General features: G+C 45.3%; 18 protein-coding genes. 11 read left to right on the top strand and 7 right to left on the bottom strand.

Annotation, left to right across the window (positions count from 1 at the left end; translation table 11 throughout):
* Positions 1 to 116: 116 nt before the first annotated feature.
* From ACJJIB_RS17805 to ACJJIB_RS17790, 4 genes are all read left to right on the top strand, one after another.
* Positions 117 to 1,232, top strand: a complete 1,116-nt coding sequence (locus ACJJIB_RS17805) for a phospholipase A (protein WP_252083095.1) — start codon at positions 117 to 119, stop codon at positions 1,230 to 1,232.
* Between the two features lie 33 nt (positions 1,233 to 1,265).
* A complete protein-coding gene (locus ACJJIB_RS17800; RefSeq protein WP_252083094.1) occupies positions 1,266 to 1,670 on the top strand; it encodes an NUDIX hydrolase in 405 nt (134 codons plus the stop codon).
* 227 nt (positions 1,671 to 1,897) lie between these two features.
* Positions 1,898 to 3,961 carry an aminotransferase class I/II-fold pyridoxal phosphate-dependent enzyme gene (locus tag ACJJIB_RS17795; protein WP_444887032.1) on the top strand — a complete coding sequence of 688 codons (2,064 nt, stop codon included), beginning with the start codon at positions 1,898 to 1,900 and terminating at the stop codon, positions 3,959 to 3,961.
* Between the two features lie 32 nt (positions 3,962 to 3,993).
* Positions 3,994 to 4,734, top strand: coding sequence for an SDR family NAD(P)-dependent oxidoreductase (locus ACJJIB_RS17790; protein ID WP_444887031.1), 741 nt, complete (start codon positions 3,994 to 3,996; stop codon positions 4,732 to 4,734).
* A gap of 4 nt (positions 4,735 to 4,738) precedes the next feature.
* Here ACJJIB_RS17790 and ACJJIB_RS17785 read toward each other — a convergent pair whose 3' ends face one another.
* The 6 genes from ACJJIB_RS17785 to ACJJIB_RS17760 form a co-directional block, all read right to left on the bottom strand.
* Positions 4,739 to 6,499 (bottom strand): hemopexin repeat-containing protein, encoded by a 1,761-nt coding sequence (locus ACJJIB_RS17785; protein ID WP_444887030.1) that lies wholly within the window; start codon positions 6,497 to 6,499, stop codon positions 4,739 to 4,741.
* 200 nt (positions 6,500 to 6,699) lie between these two features.
* Complete coding sequence (locus tag ACJJIB_RS17780; protein WP_444887029.1) at positions 6,700 to 7,401, bottom strand: UTRA domain-containing protein; 702 nt, start codon at positions 7,399 to 7,401, stop codon at positions 6,700 to 6,702.
* A 79-nt stretch (positions 7,402 to 7,480) separates the two neighbouring features.
* On the bottom strand, positions 7,481 to 8,290 hold the full coding sequence (gene phnX, locus ACJJIB_RS17775; RefSeq protein WP_444887028.1) for a phosphonoacetaldehyde hydrolase: 810 nt from the start codon (positions 8,288 to 8,290) through the stop codon (positions 7,481 to 7,483).
* A 49-nt stretch (positions 8,291 to 8,339) separates the two neighbouring features.
* Positions 8,340 to 8,894 (bottom strand): HD domain-containing protein, encoded by a 555-nt coding sequence (locus tag ACJJIB_RS17770; RefSeq protein WP_444887027.1) that lies wholly within the window; start codon positions 8,892 to 8,894, stop codon positions 8,340 to 8,342.
* Positions 8,884 to 10,068 (bottom strand): TIGR03364 family FAD-dependent oxidoreductase, encoded by a 1,185-nt coding sequence (locus ACJJIB_RS17765; RefSeq protein ID WP_444887026.1) that lies wholly within the window; start codon positions 10,066 to 10,068, stop codon positions 8,884 to 8,886. Before ACJJIB_RS17765 ends, ACJJIB_RS17770 begins: the two co-directional genes overlap by 11 nt.
* Positions 10,069 to 10,087: 19 nt before the next feature.
* On the bottom strand, positions 10,088 to 11,551 hold the full coding sequence (locus tag ACJJIB_RS17760; protein WP_444887025.1) for a DUF5690 family protein: 1,464 nt from the start codon (positions 11,549 to 11,551) through the stop codon (positions 10,088 to 10,090).
* Between the two features lie 134 nt (positions 11,552 to 11,685).
* Here ACJJIB_RS17760 and ACJJIB_RS17755 point away from each other — a divergent pair, with 134 nt between their 5' ends.
* Entirely contained in the window at positions 11,686 to 14,271 is a 2,586-nt protein-coding gene (locus ACJJIB_RS17755) for a TonB-dependent receptor (RefSeq protein ID WP_444887024.1), read from the top strand.
* A gap of 65 nt (positions 14,272 to 14,336) precedes the next feature.
* Here the strand turns inward: ACJJIB_RS17755 and ACJJIB_RS17750 are convergent, their stop codons facing one another.
* A complete protein-coding gene (locus ACJJIB_RS17750) occupies positions 14,337 to 16,025 on the bottom strand; it encodes an acyl-CoA dehydrogenase family protein (protein WP_444887023.1) in 1,689 nt (562 codons plus the stop codon).
* A 667-nt stretch (positions 16,026 to 16,692) separates the two neighbouring features.
* Between ACJJIB_RS17750 and ACJJIB_RS17745 the strand changes: the two genes are divergently transcribed.
* The 6 genes from ACJJIB_RS17745 to ACJJIB_RS17720 all read left to right on the top strand — a co-directional run bounded on the left by ACJJIB_RS17745 (position 16,693) and on the right by ACJJIB_RS17720 (position 21,125).
* A complete protein-coding gene (locus ACJJIB_RS17745; RefSeq protein ID WP_252083083.1) occupies positions 16,693 to 17,376 on the top strand; it encodes a response regulator transcription factor in 684 nt (227 codons plus the stop codon).
* The gene (locus ACJJIB_RS17740; RefSeq protein ID WP_252083082.1) at positions 17,373 to 17,786 is read left to right on the top strand and encodes a CsgE family curli-type amyloid fiber assembly protein; all 414 of its coding nucleotides are present in this window, start codon (positions 17,373 to 17,375) and stop codon (positions 17,784 to 17,786) included. Before ACJJIB_RS17745 ends, ACJJIB_RS17740 begins: the two co-directional genes overlap by 4 nt.
* The gene (locus ACJJIB_RS17735) at positions 17,786 to 18,187 is read left to right on the top strand and encodes a curli assembly protein CsgF (protein WP_444883971.1); all 402 of its coding nucleotides are present in this window, start codon (positions 17,786 to 17,788) and stop codon (positions 18,185 to 18,187) included. Before ACJJIB_RS17740 ends, ACJJIB_RS17735 begins: the two co-directional genes overlap by 1 nt.
* A 42-nt stretch (positions 18,188 to 18,229) precedes the next feature.
* Positions 18,230 to 19,078, top strand: a complete 849-nt coding sequence (locus ACJJIB_RS17730) for a CsgG/HfaB family protein (protein ID WP_444883972.1) — start codon at positions 18,230 to 18,232, stop codon at positions 19,076 to 19,078.
* Between the two features lie 321 nt (positions 19,079 to 19,399).
* A complete protein-coding gene (locus ACJJIB_RS17725; RefSeq protein ID WP_252083079.1) occupies positions 19,400 to 19,879 on the top strand; it encodes a hypothetical protein in 480 nt (159 codons plus the stop codon).
* 55 nt (positions 19,880 to 19,934) lie between these two features.
* Positions 19,935 to 21,125 carry a hypothetical protein gene (locus tag ACJJIB_RS17720; RefSeq protein WP_444887022.1) on the top strand — a complete coding sequence of 397 codons (1,191 nt, stop codon included), beginning with the start codon at positions 19,935 to 19,937 and terminating at the stop codon, positions 21,123 to 21,125.
* Positions 21,126 to 21,179 lie beyond the last annotated feature (54 nt).

Genomic DNA, 21,179 nt, shown 5'->3' with positions numbered 1-21,179 from the left:
GTAGTCAACCGCCGGTAACAGGACTTTGAGAGAGTGCCGGAGGAATTTATACCGCGGGATTTTTTCAGTACCGCAGTGTAAGATTTCGTCACTTATGTGCTAATGGGGGAGCCATTTTGCCTTTATCCAAAACCAATTCGCGCTGGGGTATGCCGCTGGCGGTCATCTTATTTGTGACTTCACAGTTACCGCTTAATGTTGCTTTGGCAAGTATTGATGGTGAGACCGAAATAGAGCTTAAGGAGTTAGACACAACCCCGGAGCAACAACAAGAGCAGTGCTTGCACGAGCAGCTGCTGATTTCCTCCGCCGATACCACACTGAGGGATATTCGCCTGCTCTGTGCCGATCGGGTGAGAGCCCAGCTAGGTCTGGAGGAGGATTTCTTCGAAGTCGACCCTGTGGTGGAGGAGTACTCTGAGGAATTGCCTACGGATGAGGTCTTACTTGGTGGCCGGGCCCAGGCCATTCGCGATGCCGCCAGCAACCCCTTTACACTTGCCTCCCACAAGACCAACTACATATTGCCATTTACCTATAACCCAACTCCTGAGAAGGGTGGGCTCTCGGATTACGAAGGCGAAGGGAAAGACCTTGATAATATCGAGGTGCAATTCCAGTTATCAGTACAAGTACCGGTATGGCGGGGTTTTCTTGGCAGCGCTTCATTTATGAGCGTGGCTTACACCAACCGGAGTTTTTGGCAAGCCTATAACTCTGATAACTCGGCACCATTTCGTGAGACCAACCACGAGCCAGAGCTGATTCTCACCTGGCTCAATAACTGGAGCCTGTTTGGCTGGCAGAATGTTGCTAACCAGATCGCTTTCAACCACCAGTCCAATGGACGCAGCGAACCCTTCTCCCGCAGTTGGAATCGGGTATACGCCAACTTTATTTTTGAGCGGGATAATTTTTCGATTGGTATAAAGCCCTGGTATCGCCTCAAGGAGGATCGTGAGGATGATGACAATCCGGATATAGAGCATTATTTAGGCCACTTTGAGTTGGGTGGCCGCTACCGCGATGGCGATCACACCATAGCCGTTATGGTGCGCAATAACCTGCGCTCGGAAAATCACGGTGCGTTTGAACTGACCTGGGGTTTTCCCCTGGGTGACCGGGTGGATGGCTACATTCGCTACTTTAATGGTTACGGAGAAAGCCTGATCGACTACGATGAGTCAGTGCAGACTCTTGGCTTCGGCTTCACCCTGGCACAGGGGTTCTAACTCCTATTGGGCAAAGATTCAGGGATGGAATCGATGGGATTTGAAGATAGCTATCGGCTCAGTGCGCATGCGGTGATTACCAATGATTCTGGTGAGGTCCTGCAGCTGCTGGCGACCTATGCCAACCGCAGTTGGGGGTTACCCGGTGGTGCACTCGATCCCGGAGAGACCATTCACGAGGCCCTGCGGCGGGAGTGTCATGAAGAGTTAGGGCGTGAAGTGCGTATCGAATACTTGAGCGGCGTCTATTACCATAAGATCTACAACTCTCATGCATTCATATTCCGCGCCCACTTTACCGACAGAAGACATATCACCCTCTCTAGTGAGCACTCAGAGGTAGCTTATTTTCCCCTTGAGCGCCTCTCCGAAGTGCAACGGCAGAGGGTCAGGGACTGCCTCGAATTCGACGGCGTTGTTCGCAGCGCAAAGTTCTAACTTTACCCCCTTCTTTGGCAATAGATCTGGTCGGTCAGCACGCTTTTGGCGATTTTCGCCAAAAGCACTGACATCGCGGAATTCCCCGGTCCGCTCCATTAGTATTTGCGTCCTGGTTTTTTACCCAAGAACTCCAGATTCTCCGCTTTTGCCGGGGGACTAAATAAAAGTTAATAAAATCAAATAGTTGAATAATTAAGGCAGCGGCCCTCAGCAAGTTGCGGGCTATGCTGGTGGATAAGAATATGGGTTTGGAAATGAAGATGCCTGAACTGGGCAACCTGAAGCACAGCGTACAGAAGCTGGAATGCCATGTCGCGCTAGTGAGCGCAGACAGCAAATTAGCGGGAGACTGGGTTAGCGCCCTCAATAACACCGCGACTCTGCATGAAAACCCCTTTGGCCTGGTGTTTGAGGCGGTGTTACCGGCAGATGTGGAACAACTGGCACTGGAGGAGTCTCGTCTTCAGGCGATTATCGTAGATGGTGGCACCGATACACAGGGGTTGGAAGCTGCCGATCTGCTCGCTGACCAGATACATGCACTTCGTTCTCAACTCAATATTTTTTTGGTGGCACAAAGTGATGTCGCCGGTGGTACTCCTCTTGCCGGTAAGAGTGGGGTCAAGTCACTGACCAACCTGCGCCGCCGCTTTGACGAGTTGTTTGATCGCCGAGAGGGCAATTTCAACCATATGTTCCGCCTGGTACAGGCGTTTATTGCCCGCCGCGCCTCCACGCCCTTTGCCGATACCCTGAAGGAATATGTATTCTCCGCACGTGACGCTTGGCATACTCCTGGTCACTCCGGTGGCGACAGCCTGCGCAACAGCCCCTGGGTAGGGGACTTTTACCGCTTTATGGGCGAGCATGTATTCAATACGGATTTGTCTGTTTCCGTACAGATACTCGACAGCCTGCTGGAACCGCACTCGGTAATTCAGGAAGCACAGGATCTTGCCGCCCAGGCGTTTGGTTCGCGCCATACCTTTTTCCTGACCAATGGCACTTCTACTGCTAACAAGGTCGTGATTCAGCAGATACTCGGTGGCGGCGGCAAGATTATCGTCGACCAGGCCTGCCACAAATCGGTTCACCATGCGATAGTGATGAATCGCTGTGAGCCGGTTTATCTGAAGTCGGTACTGCACCCTGAATTCGGCATTTATGGCCCGGTGAAGCGCTCGGATATCGAGGCGGCGCTTGATGAACATAGCGATGCGCGCTTATTGGTTATCACTTCCTGTACCTACGATGGTCTGCGCTACGATTTGAAACCTATTATCGATTACGCCCATGAGCGCGGTGTCAAGGTGCTGGTCGATGAGGCCTGGTTTGCCCACGGTTTCTTCCACCCAGAATTGCGCCCGACCGCGCTCGAGTGTGGCGCGGACTATGTGACCCAGAGTACCCATAAGATGTTGTCGGCTTTCTCTCAGGCCAGCATGATTCATGTGCAGGACCCGGACTTCGACGAATTCCGTTTCCGCGAAAACCTGAACATGCATGCGTCTACCAGCCCGCAATACGCCATGATCGCCAGTCTCGATGTGGCGCGTAAGCAAATGGCGATGGAGGGTTATGGACGTCTCAAGCAGTGTCTGCAGATGGTGGAAACCCTTCGCCGTGCAGTCAATGAAACCGGAGTATTCCGAGCCCTGACCCGCGACGACCTGATTGCTGAGCCTCTAGCGGGTGACAATATCGGCCTAGACCCCACCAAGGTAACCATCGATATTTCCCGCAGCGGTTACTCGGGCAACGAGATGCAGATCAAGCTGTTTGATCAATACGGTATTCAAGTGGAAAAGACCACCTACAATACCATCACAGTACTGGTAACCCTGGGCAGTACTGAGAGTAAATTGTTGCGCTTGATTCATGCGCTGAAGCAGCTGGCGGGGAATACTCACAAGCGTATTCATGTCGGTACTCCGCGCCGCCTGCCTGAGTTTACCCGCTTCACCTGTCTGCCGGCGGATGCCTACTTTGCCGATACGGAAGAGTTGCCGTTGATGGACAATGGGGTGGACGCTACACAGAATCTTATCGGTCGCACCAGCGCCGATGAGATAGTGCCTTATCCGCCGGGCATCCCTGTTCTGGTACCTGGCCAGGAGATTTCTGAGCAGATAGTGCAGTACTTGCAGCAGTTGTTGCAGGGGCAGAATACTACGGAGATTCACGGCCTGATTTTCCGCTCAGATGAACCTATGCTGCGTGTAGTCAAGGAAGTCGCTGAGAAATCAGAAAACAAAGACAAAAAGTCCGGCGGCAAAAAGGCAAAATAAAGCCACACGAGCTATCCGGCATGGAGGCCGGTATGTTTGATCAACCAAGGATGGTATTACTGGCTGGTGCCTCGGGCGGTTTGGCTCGCGCGATCGGCGCCGAAATCGTTCGGCGCTATCCCGATATTACTTTGGTGACTTTGAGCCGTGGTACAGTAGATCGGGTACCTGGACACGCCGGCGAGCGTCGTCACCTGACAGTCTCTCTCGCGGACGAGCACTCTATCAGAGCTGTCGAGACCTTCCTTTCTGAATTTTCCTCTCCGCCTGACTGGGTAATTAACTGTTGTGGATTGTTGAACGATGAATTTCATGGCCCGGAAAAATCTCTAGCGCAATGTGAGGATGATTGGTTGATACAGTCTATGCGTATCAATCTCCTCACTCATATGCACCTGGCCCAGGCGCTGGATAGAAAATTACAACGCAAGCGGCCGCTGCTATGGGTATCCCTGTCTGCCAAGGTGGGTAGTATCGGCGATAATGAGTTGGGGGGCTGGTATAGCTATCGTATCAGCAAGGCGTCACTCAATATGTTGGTAAAAAACCTGTCTATTGAATGGGGGCGCCGATTGGAAAACAGTTGTGTGGTGGCCATTCATCCGGGCACTACGGATACAGCACTTTCCAAACCCTTCCAGGGTAATCTGGCGCCGGGAAAATTATACAGCCCGGCACTGAGTGCCGGGCGTATTGTGGATGTACTACAACAGCTGGCGCCTGCCGATAGTGGTAATCTGTTTTTTTGGGATGGTAACCGTTTGCCCTGGTAGTGAATCAGGGGGTCATCAAGCCTGGCCAGGTTTCATTATCTGTTGTTCTCGGATACCCACTGTATGCTTGATCAGATGTGATGGAGTAGCGTATATAGCGCTGGTTTTTGAGGAAAAAATATGCGCGAAATGTGTTCCATTGGTGGGCTGCGGTAATCTCCTTAGCATAAGGACCGAGTCCTGGCCAATTGCTGTCATTGATAGGTTGGGGGTAGCCGCTGTCAAGTTGGTCTTCTTCCAGGTCATAGCGTAAATAATTCCCGTCTTTGAGAAAGAAATAAACTTTGCTATTAGGCCATTTCAGGACAGCGCGAATTGTTGTCGCGTAGGTAGCCAAACCAGGCCAAGTATTGTTGTCCACCAATTTGGGATAGCCGGAATCGACCCGATCTTCATTGAGGTCATAGCGCAGGTAACGCCCGTCATTTAAGAAGAAATAGCCTTTGTCACTGTTGGCTTTAAATGCAGCAACAATCAGGTGGGCATAGTCGCCCAAGCCAGGCCATGTACTGTTATTGGTCGTGCGCGGATAACCGCTAGAGGCTTTGTCCAGGGTTTTATTGTAGCGTACATATTGATCGTCACCGCGAAAATAGTAAGCACGTGCACTGCTCCAGTCCAGGCCAGCAGTAATTTCCAGGGCCGATTTACGCAAAGCAACTGGGGTATCGTTATGTACGAATACATAGTCCAGGACTCCCTGTGCTTCTGTATAGTCGGTCCAGCTTTGTGAGCTAGCGTCGACGACATCAATGAACTGGTCATTCTGGTGAATCTCCACGGGTCCGCTATCTGTGGAATACCATTTAATTGTCTTATTGTCAGCAGCCATCATTTTACGTATTCCAGGGCTGCCAATCAGTGGGTTACCATCCAGCTTCCAATTCGTTTGCAGCTCAATATCCATAAAACGCAACACCGTTGGTGCAATGGAGGTTTGGGCAGCATGGCCATAAATTCCATTGAAATCTCCATTGTGGATATCTCCAATAAACTCGCTGTGCTCAGCATTTAATGGCAAATTACTGCCAATAAAAATTGTTTTCTCGCTGGCAGTTTGTGCCCCATGCCCGCAGCCGCGAGAATCACGGCCGTGGTCTGTAGTTACAAGCACTAACCATTCTTCACCTTTTGCAATACGTGTATCTACGGCATCTAACAGAGCGCCCAGCTGAGTGTCGCTTGTGCGAATGCTTTCGTTATAGTGATTGCCAAAACAGGAGCTGTGACCGACACCATCGGGGTCATCCAGGTGCAGGAAAAGGAAATCCACATGACCTGAGGATATTTCCTGCACGCCGCGTGTGGTGACATCCGCATCGGAAAGGCCACTTAAAACCAGGTTAGCCTGTGCCAGGTCGGTAGTAAAAAAGTTGGTATTTATAGGGCTCCAATGGGATATGCTGCCCACCCAAAGGCTATTATCAGCCTCCTTTATCCGTTTGAATAAACTGGGGAATTCTGCATTTGCCAGGCCTGAGTCATTGGACGTGACTTGGTGCTTGTCAACCCAAACTCCTGTAAGGATAGTGGACCAGCCGGGGCCACTTTTAGTGTCCTGTTGACTTTGAGAGCCACTGATACCACCGGTATAAGCCTTGTGTAGAATTAATCGATCATAATTGGGGGTGTCTATATCCTTGAGCTTTTCGTACTGCAGCCCATCAACGCCAATTAGAAGTACCTTTTTATTATTCTGGGCAAAAACGAATTGGTTACTGGAAACAAACGAAATTAACAACAGGCAGGAGATAAGTGTCTTCATATCGAATATCCCGTATTTTCAATGATTTTCTGGTCTAGACCAGTAATGATAGAATAGACGATAGCTATTAAATCCCAATGAAGGGATTTTTACAGCGATACTGCAAAGAAAAGACAGCTATTTAAAAGCTAACAACTAACCAATCTCCCTCATTAAAATTAAAGAGCAAGGAATTTTTTAGGTGCGGTAAAAAATAAGTACTATCTAGTGGCTACTTCCATTTCTATGGCGTGGGGTAGCCAGTATTCAATATTGTAATCAATCAGATATTCAGCAGAATCATAGCGAAGTCTTAAGATTCTCAGGCCTGGAGCACCAGCGTGTATACCCAATGGCTCTGCATATTGCAACTCCAGGTTAGCAACCTGAATATTACAGCGCTCGTGAGTGATATTTACCCTATAATTATCTTGCAATATTTCGGTAATAGATCCGGATAAATCGAAGTCAGATAATTCAGGAAAACTCTCTGATGAGAGATAACTCTCTTCTACCATGACAGGCCTTTGGTCCAGGTAGCGGACTCTTCGGATTTCAAAGTACCTGGTACTTTTAGTGGCGTTAAAGGCGGAATAAATATCGTGTCTTACGGTCAGCTTACGGACCCCAAGTACTTTGGTGGTTGCTCTAAAACCCTGTTGTCGGGCCATGGAGTTGAAATTTACCTTTTGTGTCGGATTCATCACAAACCGATTTGGTGCAACAAACCAGCCTCTGCGATTTTGTCGGTACACCAGCCCCTCACCTTCAAGACGGTTTAAACCATCTCGTAAAGTAATACGTGTGACTTGCAGCTGCTCCGCCAGCTCGCGCTCAGCGGGCAGCTTGTGATTGGCGGCCAGGCGACCATTACCGATCAACAGTTGGATATGTGATTTAATTTCTACGTAACTGGAGGACACAGTATTTCTCTTGGGTTTGACTGAAACTCGGTCTTAAGCCTGGGCTACCAAACTGGTATTCCTGAAGTTTGATAGCCTATCAGGGGCGTTGTCCAAGAGCGAGTCGGCGATTGATATCGACTAGTACGGGTTCAAGCTTATTGATATCGTCTATCAAATAATGAGCGCCGCAATTCTCAAGTTTTTGATAAGCGCCAATACTGTGATTTCTTTTTTCTTCCTCCGAGAGTGCTTGCCAACATCCCAGGGATAATCCCGAAGCATTTCCTGAAAGTACCACTGCAACTGTCCACATGCCGGCATTTCGCCCTTCATAAATGCCTGCGGCGGTATCATCAATCTTGACACATTGGCTGACAGACGGGATTTCCATTTCAATAACGTTCTTTAATGCAGCTGCGGGTCCTGGTCTTGCGCCCACAGCTTCATCTGCTGCAATAATACAGTCGGGCTCTAGGCCTTGTTGTTGAGCTTTTGCCAGCATGCCCTCAATCATTATGCGACTGTAACCTGTGGTGCTACCAATACGTATATTACGCTCACGCAAGCGGACAAATAGTTTGTCGGCTCCGGGTATTATTTGGCTGTGCCTATCGATTTCCTGAATCTGTATCGGGGCCAGACGGCGATATAGTCCGTCTATATCAGATTCCTGGGATGGGCGCCCATGAACCACTTGCCAGGCAGTTTGAATGGAATTTTGTTGTAGCATCTGGCGAATATGTTCTTTCTTCTCAGTACCCATTGGAATACGGGTTTGCTCTTCACTGACCGTAACTCCAGCCTCAGCAAAAATTTGCATAAACGCTTGTAAAGGGGCGCGGGAACCAAAATCTACTAAGGTTCCGGCCCAGTCGAGGATAGCAGCTTTAAGTTGCAGTGGTTCCATGGATTATCTCCTTTTTGGTAATTGATAAGGGAGTTGAGCGGTAAAATATCTATCGACTAAGTACCTTTGAGCAGATCTTTAGCCAGTGATCCAAAGGAGCTACGCCTAAACCAGGCACTTTTCCTGAATCATCCCACTCGCGCAGACGCAGAGCATCCTCGGCGAAGGGGGTATTAAGAAAATTATCTTTTTCTTTATCTGTCATTCTTTTGCCTTGTTTTTTTAGGGATTTGTGGCTTGCTGCGGATAGCCGTGTGTCATAAATGTTATCTGTACTCATTAAAAACCTTTTAGCTTGAACATGTAGGGCGATAGGCTTCGTGACTGTATTGGGAAAACCCCACCTTTCGAGTAAATCTGCACCTATTAGGTCATGTGCACTGTAGCCTTCAGTATCCGTCCCGGGTATTTTTTCCTTTATAGCGTGGAGATGGCCGATATCATGAAGAAACGCGGCAACAGTCATTTCATCGGAGATACCAGAGTGTTCCGCCAAGGTGGCACACTGGGTAGCATGCTGTAGCTGCGTGCATTTTTCTCCAAGTGTTAAATACCCGTACTGCAAAAATAACTGTTTAATTTTATCGACAACATTAGCTCTCATCGAGTAAGCCCTCATCTAGAGGGATCTTGTCCAAAATACCCTTCACCACCCGTTCCATTAATGCTGGTCCGGTTGTCATACCTTTTCCTCCAATACCGGTTATTAAATGAATATTTTCTGTTGCGGATTTTAGGAATACGCCTTGGCTACTTTCCTGGCTGTAATAGCCATTCCAAATCCTGGCAACATTTAAATGGGGTAGATTAAGAATACGCTTGGCTTCGGCTACCATCAGTGAGTTGATTTCCTGACATATTTCATAGTCCAAAGTGCCTGAGTCCTGGGCAGTGAAGTACTCATGAGAATCGCCAATGATGATGCTGCCATCGGCAGATTGTCGAAACAGAAGGTGGATACCAAATTTTCCATAGCTTGGATCAATATGGGGCTTCGGTAGATTTTTATAATTAGGGCAACTTTTAAATGCTTCATAGCGGCGTATTGTCAGACCTGTAAGCAGGTTCCCTGGTATTTTGACTCCCTTGATTTGTTGGGTGCGTAACATCTGCAATTTACTAAGCTGTAGTTGTTCTGTTTGTAATAAGTGCGGAAATAAATGACTAAGTTGGTGGCCACAACAAATCATTACCTGTTCTGAAATAAAAGACTCACCTGTTGAGCAGCGAAGCTGGACCCCATTTTTGACTTCCTCTACGGCTATTACCGGAGATGCCTTCTTAAAATGTAAATTTTTCGTGTCTTCAAGTAGTTTCCAAAAATACTTCATTAGCAGGGAGCTTTCGGCACTCATTTCCTGTGGATAGTAGAGGCCACCATGGCAGTAACTCTGCTTTAGTAAATTAATTTGTTTGTGACACTGCGTCGAGGTAAGAAGCTTGGAAACGTAGTTAGTCTCACGATTAATCTCATGCATTTCCTCTAGTAGATTGGCCTCTTCTAAAGAAGAAGCCACGTAGAGAGAGCCATGCTGCCAGAGTGAGTCCGGCATTATTGTCGCCAACTCGCCATAAAGTTCCAGCGATCGTCGCCCCAGATTTCGCCATAGTTTTAGATTCATACCAGATGGTACTATTTGGCCAAAATTGCGTACCGTGGCTCCGTGAGGCTTAGTGCTGGCTTCAATTAACAGTATTTTTTTTCCGGATTTGAGTGCATGGTAAGCAGCAAAACTGCCTAGTATCCCGGCACCGACAATGGCAATATCAAATTTCATAACTGCTCTATAACCTTTTTTATACTGGAGAAGTAATAAGCCTCGACCGTGAAGAAGAATTACGGTGCAAGCGGCGAAAGAAAAGAAGTGATAGCAGCATTAACAAAATACATGCAAAACCAGTAGCATAGGAAAGTTGCTGAGTAAACTGTAACCAGTTTAGGTTTGGTTGCGCGAAAGTCTTATAGAGCATGACACTAATGCTGCCGATATAACCCGCACTATCTGCCAGATAAATCACAAATCCTGCGTTTCCTAGGCTCTTGGTGCAGGCGACCAGACGTTCAAATAACAAACAGTTAAATGGAACATAGCCTATATAGAGCCCGATATTGATCCCAATCATCCAGGCAGCCCCGGACACAATATCTAACTCAAATGCGAGAGTTGAAGTTATGCAGATTACTCCCCCACCCGCGACTAATAGCTGGTTTAGCTGCAGTGCGCGATAGTTGTTACGTACAAAAATAAGTAGCGCCAGGGATGCTAAAACTATCAGTGCCACGGGTAGAGTGCTGGTAAGGAAGATCTGGGGTGCTTGACCATGACCCAAAGCTTGCCAAAGCTCTGCAGCGAAATTATCAGAGAAGTCACGAAATGCCGTTAGGAAAACATAAGCAATGATTAAAGCCAACAATCCCAGATTCGTTTCGTTGACGAAAGTCCAACGCATTTTATTCGTCATTGGTACTCTTTGTTTTCGTGCACGGATGTCTGCTTGGTTGGGTTGGGGAATTCTAGTGAGTGTAAATGTCGATAGAATCAGTGCAGGTAGAAATAATAAGCCCACGGTTGCAGGCAACCAGATTTCCGGCACTTTCCATTCCAGCAATAGATATGCAGCTACTGCTTTTACGGCTCCTGAAGAGACGATTAAGCTAACACATAAAATGGCGCCTAGTGCTTCTGTAAGACGACGCCCCTCTAAATAGCTGAATACTAGTCCCCACACCATTCCAAGCGGGAGACCATTAAAAAAAAGCATGACAACATTATAAGGAGCGGGGATCAATGCGAATGCTATCAAGGCAAGATGACTGAAAAGAATTAGAATTACCAGCATTCTTCCCCGCTGCAATGGCCGTAACTCTGAGACAACCTTAATCCCGATAATTTTTGAAAACGCATAACCCAGTACTTGGGAAATTATAAGTGCGGTTTTAAAGTCTAGAGTGAATTCCCAGCCGGAAATGTTGGCGTAGGATGCTGCTGTAAAGGGCTTGCGGAAAGCATACATACAAAAATAAGTGAAGAATGCAGCAACTCCGGAAAAGAGTAGCAAGAAAAGCTCACTGTTGAAATCTTCACTGGAATCAGATTCCTGTTTTTTACCGGTTTTTTCCATTTTATCGATAGCTGCCATTTGGTCTAGACCAAATTTTAGGTGCTTATGATTGCGTTTTTGTGACAGTCTTTTTTTAAATTCAATAACCATTCCAGATGGTAAAAATTTTTCATTTATATATTCGCAGGGAATATTCACACACCTGTTATACAAACGTCATAGCGGCAATTTAGGATCCTGGTCTAGTCCAGATTTATGTTGATGATCGAGCAAGTTAATTTGTGTCGATAAAAATTTGCCAATCATTTTTTGATTGATACAGGGGAAGTAAAATGAATTATGTCAAATTATTGCCTGCAACGATTGCTCTGCTGGTGGGACAAGTAAATTACGCTCATGCACAAGAAAGTAGTAAGCAGAGTGTCCAGGATGATAGCGAAATAGAAGAGATTGTTGTGCTTGGACGAATGTTTGAGACAGAGTTACGTTCCCTGGAGTTACAGAGGGAATCTAACCGGATTGTTAATGTGGTATCGGCAGATAGTATAGGTAAGTTACCGGATCGTAACGCCGCAGAGGCAGTTCAAAGAGTCGCAGGCGTATCTATCGAGCGTGACCAGGGGGAAGGGCGGTTTGTCGCTGTGCGTGGCCTCCCGTCCCAATGGAGTTCTTCTAGCCTTAATGGTCATCGTTTGCCATCTGCAGAAGAGGAAACTACCAGCAGGGCTACGGCGTTTGATTTCTTTCCATCGGAGCTGATTGAACGTATTGAGGTCTCTAAGGCTGTTACCGCGGATCAGGAAGGTGACTCTATTGGCGGCAATGTTAATTTTGTGACTCGTACAGCCCCAGAAGAACGCACTTTGGATATATCCCTATCTGGTGGCTATGCGGATAAAGCTGACGGTGATATTAAATCCATGAGCATTCTTTATGGGGATAGAAGTGAAGGTGGTAAATGGGGATTTTTGGCCAATGTAACTGGTTGGAGCAGGGATTGGGCAACAGATAACTATGAGCCTCGCCGTAAAGGGGAGGGAATATATCGATTGGAACTGCGGGATTATACCGGAACCAGAGATACCCTGGGGTTAAACCTTGCTACTGAATACCGATTGGAAGAAGGAGGTAAGATTTTTGCTCGTGGTTTGTTTGGGACATTAGAAGATGAGGAGACACATTACAAGCACAGGTTGCGGTTCGATAAAGATAGAATGGAACTTCAGCATATCCACAATACTTTGATAACACGCATGCAAGGTGTTGAAGTTGGTGGAGAGCACTTTTTTGGTGATGATAAGCAGCTGAATTGGAATTTAGCCAGCTATGATAATGAATTCCGCTATGGGAATACACCCAATAAAGATGATCGCTCTTATTTTGTAATGCGTTTTGATCAAACGGAAGTAGGTTATGTTGGTCTGGATGATGATGGGCTGGCTTACAACCAAATCGATGGTGGTACTGACCCAGCAGAAAATATACCCACTCACCTCCCGGATGGTTTTGTAATGGACCCAACCCAGTCCAGCCTATCTTGGGTTGAACTATATAAAGTGTATGTCAACGAAAAGGATAAAGTGGTAGCCACTTTTGACTTTACCTCCCAGTTTTCCAGTGAGCTGGAATTAAAATTCGGAATGAAATATCGGGACAAGGAACGGGTGTCTGAATTCTCCGATGCATTTTACAGTTGGGATGAGGAAAACTATGGGCCTGCCCCAGCTCTCTCTGACTTTACCTTGTCTGATCAGCCTGGCAGAAATGATTTCCTATCAGAGTTGGATATCAACTATGACTCCCAATTCTCTCAGGTTGCTGCAATGTCTCAATTGGAGAATTTTTGGAACCAAAACCGGGATAAATTCATTTTGATTCCCGAAGAATCAGCTCTAGTTGAAAATGGAGGGGCTCTTGGGCGAAATTTTGAGCTAACAGAGAGGCACCTATCGGCTTATGGTATGGGTAATTATGAGCTTTCAGATAGAGCCACTCTTGTAATGGGATTACGACTCACTCAGACACAAACGAAGGTGGAAAGCCAGGTATTTGTTAACGATGAAGCTAATAACGGCTATTTGGTGCCGTTTAATGGTGATAAAGAGTATTTATCCATTCTACCATCGGCACATCTAAAATATGCGCTCACAGAGGATAGCAATATCAGGCTCGCGCTGACCAGAACCTTTGCCAGGCCGGACTTTGGTGACCTGAATCCGGGAGGGTACTATGCCGAGCACGATAATGAGTTTATAGGAGGTAATCCAGATCTTGATCCTACTTACTCTTGGAATCTGGATTTTATGTATGAATACTATTTTAATGACTCCGGGATTTTATCTGCTGGTCTATTTTATAAAGATATTACAGATCCAATTTTTAAGGATGTGAAAGAAGGTGAATATAATGGGGTGTCAGGAGTCGATATTTATAGTCCGGAAAATGGTGAAGATGCGTGGTTGGGGGGATTGGAATTTAATATCGTGCGAAAATTGGATTTCCTCCCTGGATTTCTTTCAAATATTGGGGTATCGACAAATTTAACCATGATGGATTCAGAAATGCGTGTTCCGGGCCGTGATGGTGCGGTGCCGATTTCCCGTCAGGCTGATTTATTACATAATCTCTCTATCTATTATGATGACGGTGCTTTCTCCATTCGCTTAGCTCAAAACCATAAGGGAGAGTATATTGAAGAGCATGGTGGCAATAAAAATGAAGACCAGTACTACGGTGCTTACACAAGCCTGGATATGAGTGCAAATTATACGATTGGGGACAATTTAGTTATTTTTGCTGAGGCCTTAAACCTTACGAATGAACCTTTAACTTATTATATTGGTAATAAAGATAGGCCAAAGCAAGTTGAGTATTATGGGGTTCGTGGTCAACTGGGTTTTCGCTATAGTTTTTTTTAGCTAATCTTTTATCTTGCACAGGAGAAACATCTCGGTTGTCGTCGAGTTGCTTCTCCCAAAAGCAGTTAAACACCAATTGTAAGCGGGTCGCCGCGTCTGAGTAATGTTTCAATGTCAACACCCTTTGGTAGACTGCCAGTGCTATGAGCTCCTCTAGTTTCCAGTCTTGATCGAATAAATGCATCACTAATCGATTCGTTGCCTGACTGTAAAAGTAGATGAACCTGCATTGCAATCGCCATTTGATCAATAATACTGCGTGCTCTGTATTCAAATTGATCCAAATCAGCAAGCTCTTTTTTTAGTGAATCTATAGCTTTATCGAAGCGGATATCCATACCAATGCTTGTTGCCATCTCATCCAGCCAGTGATTTACGACATTGGGTGTTTTTGTGATGGCACGCAGCACATCAAGAGCCTGGATATTACCGGAACCCTCCCATATGGCATTAATTGGAGCATCGCGGTAGAGTCGTGCAGTGATAAAACTTTCAATAACACCATTTCCACCGAGGCATTCCATCGCCTCATAGGCATGATGCGGGCTGCGCTTACAAATCCAGTACTTACCCACAGCTGCTCCCAGTCTTAGGAGCATTTGTTCGTGTTCTTGATCTTCATGATCCATAGCTCGGGCCATGCGCATGGTCAAGGCCACTGACCCTTCAACTTCTAATTGCAGGTCTGCCAGGACATTTTGCATTAGGGCTTGATTAATTAGCTTTTTTCCAAAGGCTTCTCTATGGGATGCATGGTATATCGCTTGCAATACGGCTTGGCGTTGGCCCCCAGAGGAACCGACCATACAATCAAAACGCGTTATCGCGACCATCTTGATAATTGCATTGACTCCCCGACCTTCTTCACCCAAGAGCCATCCTAAGGCACCTCGCATCTCCACTTCGGAAGAGGCATTGGATACATTGCCAGATTTCACTTTGAGCCTTTGGATTTCTAATGGGTTTTTACTTCCATCCGGACGCCATCGGGGAACCAAAAAACAAGAAAGCCCGCCCGGTGCCTGAGCCAGAATTAGAAAACCGTCACACATAGGAGCAGACATAAACCATTTATGCCCAAGTAGCTCATAAGTTCCGTCATCCATGGGGATTGCACAGGTTGTGTTGGCACGTACATCTGACCCCCCTTGTTTCTCTGTCATACCCATACCGATAGTCAGAGAGTGTTTTTCATAGTAGGGGCGATTACTGCCATCGTAGCCCCGGCTAAGAATTTTAGGGATCCACTCCTTGGCGATTGATGGGTTTAATTTTATCGAAGGAAGAGAGGCAAAAGTCATCGTGATTGGGCACCCATGACCCGCCTCAAGTTGACAATGCAGATAGTTCTTTGCCGCTCGAGCAACATTGGCACCGCTACAAGGATGACTCCAGGGGGAGCTGTGTAGTCCTTCTGATAAGGCAAGCTGCATAAGTTGATGGTAAGAAGGATGATAGCGAACTAAGTCTATACGGTTTCCGATTCGGTCATGACTTTCAAATATGGGTTTAAACTCATTGGCAGCATAACCCCGTTCAATCATTTCTGGTCTTCCACAAACCTCGCCATAGCGTTGTAGATCATTTTCGGCCCAATGTCCGCCATTAAGGTGTACCGAATCGAGTAGAGCCTGATCGCCGGCATACAGGTTGTGCCCTGAGAGAGGGGAAGTCTGATTCTTTACCGTATGAGTGGTTGCATGGGCAGAGGGGTGAAGGTGATCGCTCATGATCAGGGCCTCAATGGTTAACATAGTTATATGTTCTTTGATTCATCTACTTGTACCAAAACACCAAACAGGTACCAAGAGACATGGTGATAGCGTACCAATACAAAATCATAAAGTAGTCCCACCCTGATTACTATTTGCGCACTCATTAAATCTATTACGCACTATAAAAATATTTAATAAGTATAATTTATAGGGTTTCTTTCGATAGGTTATCCAAAATAATATTACTTTCATGAAAGAGAGTGTATTTATTATTTTAGTGTGATTGATTAGCTAAATTTTAATTTTTGTTGCTACTTGGCTTTTTGTGCCGTTTATAGGTTTTTAACTTTTCTAGGTATGCTTTTTTTCATGCTAATATTTAAAATAAATCCATTAATTTTGTGGGTTAGTGCAAATTTATTACTGTTTTTTAAACGCTTTATTTTTTTTAAGTTTAGACAAAAGGATGTTTCTAGTTGGTTACTTAATAATCGTCTTTAATACCTTTGTATGAAAAAATGACATTTGTAATAATCGCTGGCACACTTAAGATTGAATTTTTGTTATCTGTATCACTTACTGTTGCAGTGTGTTGGTTGATCGAATAGATTTAGCTCTCAATATCGAGAATGTGGATAGAAAATAATAAAAAAGTAAGAAGTCATTAGATAAAATCTTAAAGAGATTGCATATTGGGGGAACCCAGATGAATTTGCATAAGGAATATGCACGCCTCAAAGTTGTTTCGCAGGATCATGTTTGTAAGGGTCCCGCTGTTACCTTCTTAACCTCATCAGTCAACTTGCAGAGTTCAATTTTTGCAGGGCATATTGAAGAGGAGTTTAAAACCAGATGCTCCATTGTTCAGCGAGTCCCATCTTTTTCACTTGATGGAGTTAAGGCTGATTATCTCTTGCTCGACTGTGTTGGGCTCTTTAAAGCGGATCTTGATCAGTTATTACGTGATATTCATGCTTCTACTAACTCGCCTGGCATTATTCTCTTAAATGTTGACGACCCTAATGAGTTTGACTTTGTCTTACACTGGGAGAAGGTCCTAGGATTGATGCCGGCAAAATGTGAGCCCGGGGTTATTATGGAGCGATTAGGTAAGATATTCCTGGGGGAATATTGGTTCCCTAGAGATGTTCTGCATAACTTTTTAAGGCAGCATAGACGTCCTAAAAGATGGATGGATTCTAGCGCAAACCTTACACAAAGAGAAAGACAGATATTGGAGCTTATTTGTGAGTGTAGAACCAATGCAGATATTGCGGAGGTACTATGTGTCAGTGAGCATACCGTTAAAAGTCACCTATACAAGGTTTATAAAAAGATTGGTTGCAAAAACAGATTGGAGGCAAGTAGTTGGGCGAGTCAAAATCTGTGAAATTAAAAATTCTATTTTTTTCTATTTGGTTTATTTCTAGTACAGTTATTTCCCAGGAGTCAGAGTTTGCTCAGAGCGAAGAGTCAATCCTTACCGGTTTGGTGATTGATAACACAGTAAGTGGCATAGGGCATGAGTTCGCACGCTCTTTATCGTTGTATATTACATCCAACTTGACTGACTTTGATTATAACCTGACTGTGTATGAAAGGCCTTCTGCGCGGTGGGGTAGTGTTGTGTGGGTAAATTATGAGAATAAGCAGGTGTTCAGGACTGTTATTTACCCAGGCAGAAGACGTTTTGGGCAGATAGTTGAGCAAGCTGTTGCTCAAATCAATAATAATGTACGACAGCAAAGGCTGCAGCAGTTATTTTCACAAAACTTGGACTTGGCCGGGGAGGAATTATAGTGAGGTTGTATGCTTTATTGGTTTTATCTTTCTTTTCTGTCTCTGCTTATTCGACAGAGCTAATTTACACTCCAGTAAATCCATCCTTTGGAGGTAATCCATTAAATGGTAATTATTTGTTAAATAATGCCAGCGCTCAAAATAGTAAAAAAGATCCTAAAGCTGGTAAGTCACCATACTCTGATTCATCTTCTCTTGACAGGTTTACGGATACACTAGAATCCAGATTGTTGTCTCAGTTGCTCACAGATGTTGGAGATGGAAATGATGGTACTCTCGTAACCGATGACTTTATCGTTAATATACTCGATGTAGATGGTACCCTAACTATAACTATTACAGATGCTGTCACAGGAGAGCTTTCTGAGATCGTAGTCGTTGGCCTAAATCCTGGTAACTGATTTAATTGGTCAATAGATTGTTTGTTCTTTAGGGTGGTGGTGATGGTGGTTAGAATAATAGTTATATTTTTGGTTTTTATTTTAAGTGGTTGTAGTTTCTTTCAAAATGCAGGAGAGGCGTTGTTTGGCCCAGGGCATCAAAAAGCCACTTTGACGGATCGAATGAGTACTTATGCAGATCTTTTGAATTTGCCCTTACCGAGGGGGAAGATCGTAGTAGCGGTTTATGGGTTTAGTGATCAAACTGGCCAGTACAGGCCGGCACCGTCTAGCTCTTTTTCTACTGCAGTAACACAAGGTGCTGCCTCTATGCTCGTACAAGTACTCAACGAGTCAGGTTGGTTTGTTACTCTTGAACGTGAAGGGCTGCAAAACCTGCTTACTGAGAGAAAAATCATACGAGCAGCAATCAAAGAGCAAGAAACTCCCCAACCCTTTGAGCTCCCCTCCCTGATGTCAGCAAATATAATGTTGGAGGGCGGTATAGTCGCTTATGATACCAATATCAAAACCGGCGGAGCCGGTGCGCGTTATTTTGGTATTGGACTTTCTGAGCAATATCGAGTAGACGAAGTGACCGTGAATTTGCGTGCGGTCGATGTTAGAACTGGAAGGGTTTTAAATAGCGTTTTAACCAGTAAGAAAATTCTATCAAGGCAGATTCAGGGAGACGTTTATACATTTGTTGAGTATAAGCGTTTGTTAGAGATTGAGGCTGGAATGACGACCAATGATCCGGCTCAACTTTGTGTGCTTTCTGCGATTGAATCTGCAGTTATTCACCTTATTGCCAATGGTGTGACGAATAATATTTGGGCAATGCAGGATGTCAATGAATTCCCTGCATCTGTACTGAGTGAATATGCGGATGCAACTGTGAAAATTCTTTAGAATAATTTTTTTATTAAATATTCTGACTAATTTCTTTGTCTTGCAATGGTTGCTGGCTGCTCACATTCCTGTGTGGGCGGTTTTTCTTGTTGAATCTTTGTGTAAGTTTGTGTAATTTAGTAAATCTACTTGTCGATATCTTACATCTTCGTATTAAATCAACTTTCTAGAAAGGCTTTCATACAAAAGTCTTAAATATTTATTGTTTTCCCGCCCCAAAAAATATTCTTTTTTCTGATTTATTGTTTTCGCTTAAATTCCTATAGTGGTCCTCGATGAGCGGAATGGCTCTCGCTTTAATTAACCTTTAGGAGAATTTTGGTGGGCGTTATCAAAGTGAGCCTATGTGGTTTATTTTTACTCCTTACCTGTATTAACTCTGTCTGGGCTGGTGACTTAGATGATCATGATGAGCTGTTTTCTGGTCAGGGAAAGCTGGATCTCATGTTGCAACGGGATGAGTCTATTACTGGTCAGTTAGCTGAGGTCGTTCAGACAGGGGAATACAATTTTGCAGAAGTTTCTCAGTTTGGGCAGTTCAACCAAGTTTTTTTGGTTCAGGATGGCTATTCGAATGAAGCAGCAATTCAGCAGGCTGGGGAATATAACTATGCGGCAATTTCTCAGTCTGGAGCTTATAACCAAGCTACCGCTATACAAAATGGTTTAGATAATATTGCTCTAATAAATCAAGTGGGCAATGGAAACTCAGCCAACATCATCCAAAACGGAGATGGGCTCTTTGGATTTGTCGCGCAGTTCGGTGACAACCATGCGGTGCAGGTCGTTCAGCACGATTAAAGCACTGCTTTCTTTTTGTTTGTATTTGTTTACTTAGTCTGATGGAGAAACATAAATGAAAAAGCTTTCACTTGCTGCTGCGATTGCAATGCTTGTTGGTGCTGGTCACGCAATGGCCGATGCTAATTATGGTGATCAACTGCAGGTTGGAAATGACAACGCTGCTGATATCTATCAAATGGGCGAGTCCACCAATAATGCGGCTTATCAGTGGCAGGAAGGTAATGACAACCGTGCTTACGCAAGTCAATCCACCGCCGATGCTAACTATATCGACCAGACTCAGGTAGGTAATCGTAACTACTCTGAAACCACGCAATTCGATCAAAATAGCTCCCAAGCGTATTCCTATCAGCAGGGAGAGGGTAACTGGGGAGTTGTTCATCAGTGGGGCGGTAATGGCAATGCAGCTTATGCTACTCAAATGGGTAGTGAAAATACTATGCATCTAGATCAGTACCGCTCAGATGGTGGTGAGGCTAATTACAATACCCTTGATGCGGTTCAGGAGGGTAATGACAATATGGCTGCCCTGCAGCAGGACGGAGATAATAACCTGTTTGTCAGCACTCAGTCTGGTGATGGAAACAGCGTTTGGAGCAGCACCTGGATGAGCTCTGATGAAGGCTTCGTAGGAGGCCAAGTTGGTGAAGGTAACGTCGGTTTTGTTTATCAAGGCGGTGTTGAAAATACTTCTAACTTGGTGCAGTCAGGTGATTTCAACTATCTGAATATGTCCCAGGATGGGGCCAATAACTTCAATACTATTGCTCAGAATGGCACTGGTAACTCTAGTGTTACTGGTCAGTATGGTGATGCCAACACCATGACCGTTACGCAGAATGACCTCAACAATATTGGCGATATGTACCAATACGGCAATGATAATGCTGCAATTCTGCAACAAACGGGTGATCATAACGAAGCTGAATTCTCTCAGTTTGGGGATCTCAATACAGCTAATATTGATCAGCTGGGAAGTGCCAACTTCACTTATGGCCATAGCGAAGGTATGGCCAACACAGTTGATGTTGACCAGAGCGGTGAGCTGAACTTGGCTGAGATCCATCAGGACATGGGTGAGTTTAACCTGATGGTTGTATCTCAGGATGGCTTTGAGCACGGTGCTCACCTGGGACAGTCTGGTAGCGAGAACACTACCTATGTAACTCAGGCTGGCAATTTCAATATGGCCAGTGTGCACCAGGTCGGCAACAGCAATATGGCTACAGTTTCTCAAAACTAATACGCCTATATTGACTGTTGTCTAAACCCTCCTCGTTTCGGGGAGGGTTTTTTA

The sequence above is a fragment of the Microbulbifer mixtoriginis (SeqCode) genome (assembly GCF_052467705.1).
This window is presented reverse-complemented; position numbering and strand designations above follow the sequence as displayed.

Bases quoted from the DNA above. Each gene is read 5' to 3' on its own strand.
- ACJJIB_RS17755 (WP_444887024.1), top strand. From the start codon at position 11,686: ATGAATTATGTCAAATTATTGCCTGCAACGATTGCTCTGCTGGTGGGA.
- ACJJIB_RS17795 (WP_444887032.1), top strand. From the start codon at position 1,898: ATGCTGGTGGATAAGAATATGGGTTTGGAAATGAAGATGCCTGAACTG.
- ACJJIB_RS17770 (WP_444887027.1), bottom strand. From the start codon at position 8,894: ATGAGAGCTAATGTTGTCGATAAAATTAAACAGTTATTTTTGCAGTAC.
- ACJJIB_RS17785 (WP_444887030.1), bottom strand. From the start codon at position 6,499: ATGAAGACACTTATCTCCTGCCTGTTGTTAATTTCGTTTGTTTCCAGT.
- ACJJIB_RS17800 (WP_252083094.1), top strand. From the start codon at position 1,266: ATGGGATTTGAAGATAGCTATCGGCTCAGTGCGCATGCGGTGATTACC.
- ACJJIB_RS17745 (WP_252083083.1), top strand. From the start codon at position 16,693: ATGAATTTGCATAAGGAATATGCACGCCTCAAAGTTGTTTCGCAGGAT.
- ACJJIB_RS17750 (WP_444887023.1), bottom strand. From the start codon at position 16,025: ATGTTAACCATTGAGGCCCTGATCATGAGCGATCACCTTCACCCCTCT.
- phnX (WP_444887028.1), bottom strand. From the start codon at position 8,290: ATGGAACCACTGCAACTTAAAGCTGCTATCCTCGACTGGGCCGGAACC.
- ACJJIB_RS17720 (WP_444887022.1), top strand. From the start codon at position 19,935: ATGAAAAAGCTTTCACTTGCTGCTGCGATTGCAATGCTTGTTGGTGCT.
- ACJJIB_RS17730 (WP_444883972.1), top strand. From the start codon at position 18,230: ATGGTGGTTAGAATAATAGTTATATTTTTGGTTTTTATTTTAAGTGGT.
- ACJJIB_RS17765 (WP_444887026.1), bottom strand. From the start codon at position 10,068: ATGAAATTTGATATTGCCATTGTCGGTGCCGGGATACTAGGCAGTTTT.
- ACJJIB_RS17790 (WP_444887031.1), top strand. From the start codon at position 3,994: ATGTTTGATCAACCAAGGATGGTATTACTGGCTGGTGCCTCGGGCGGT.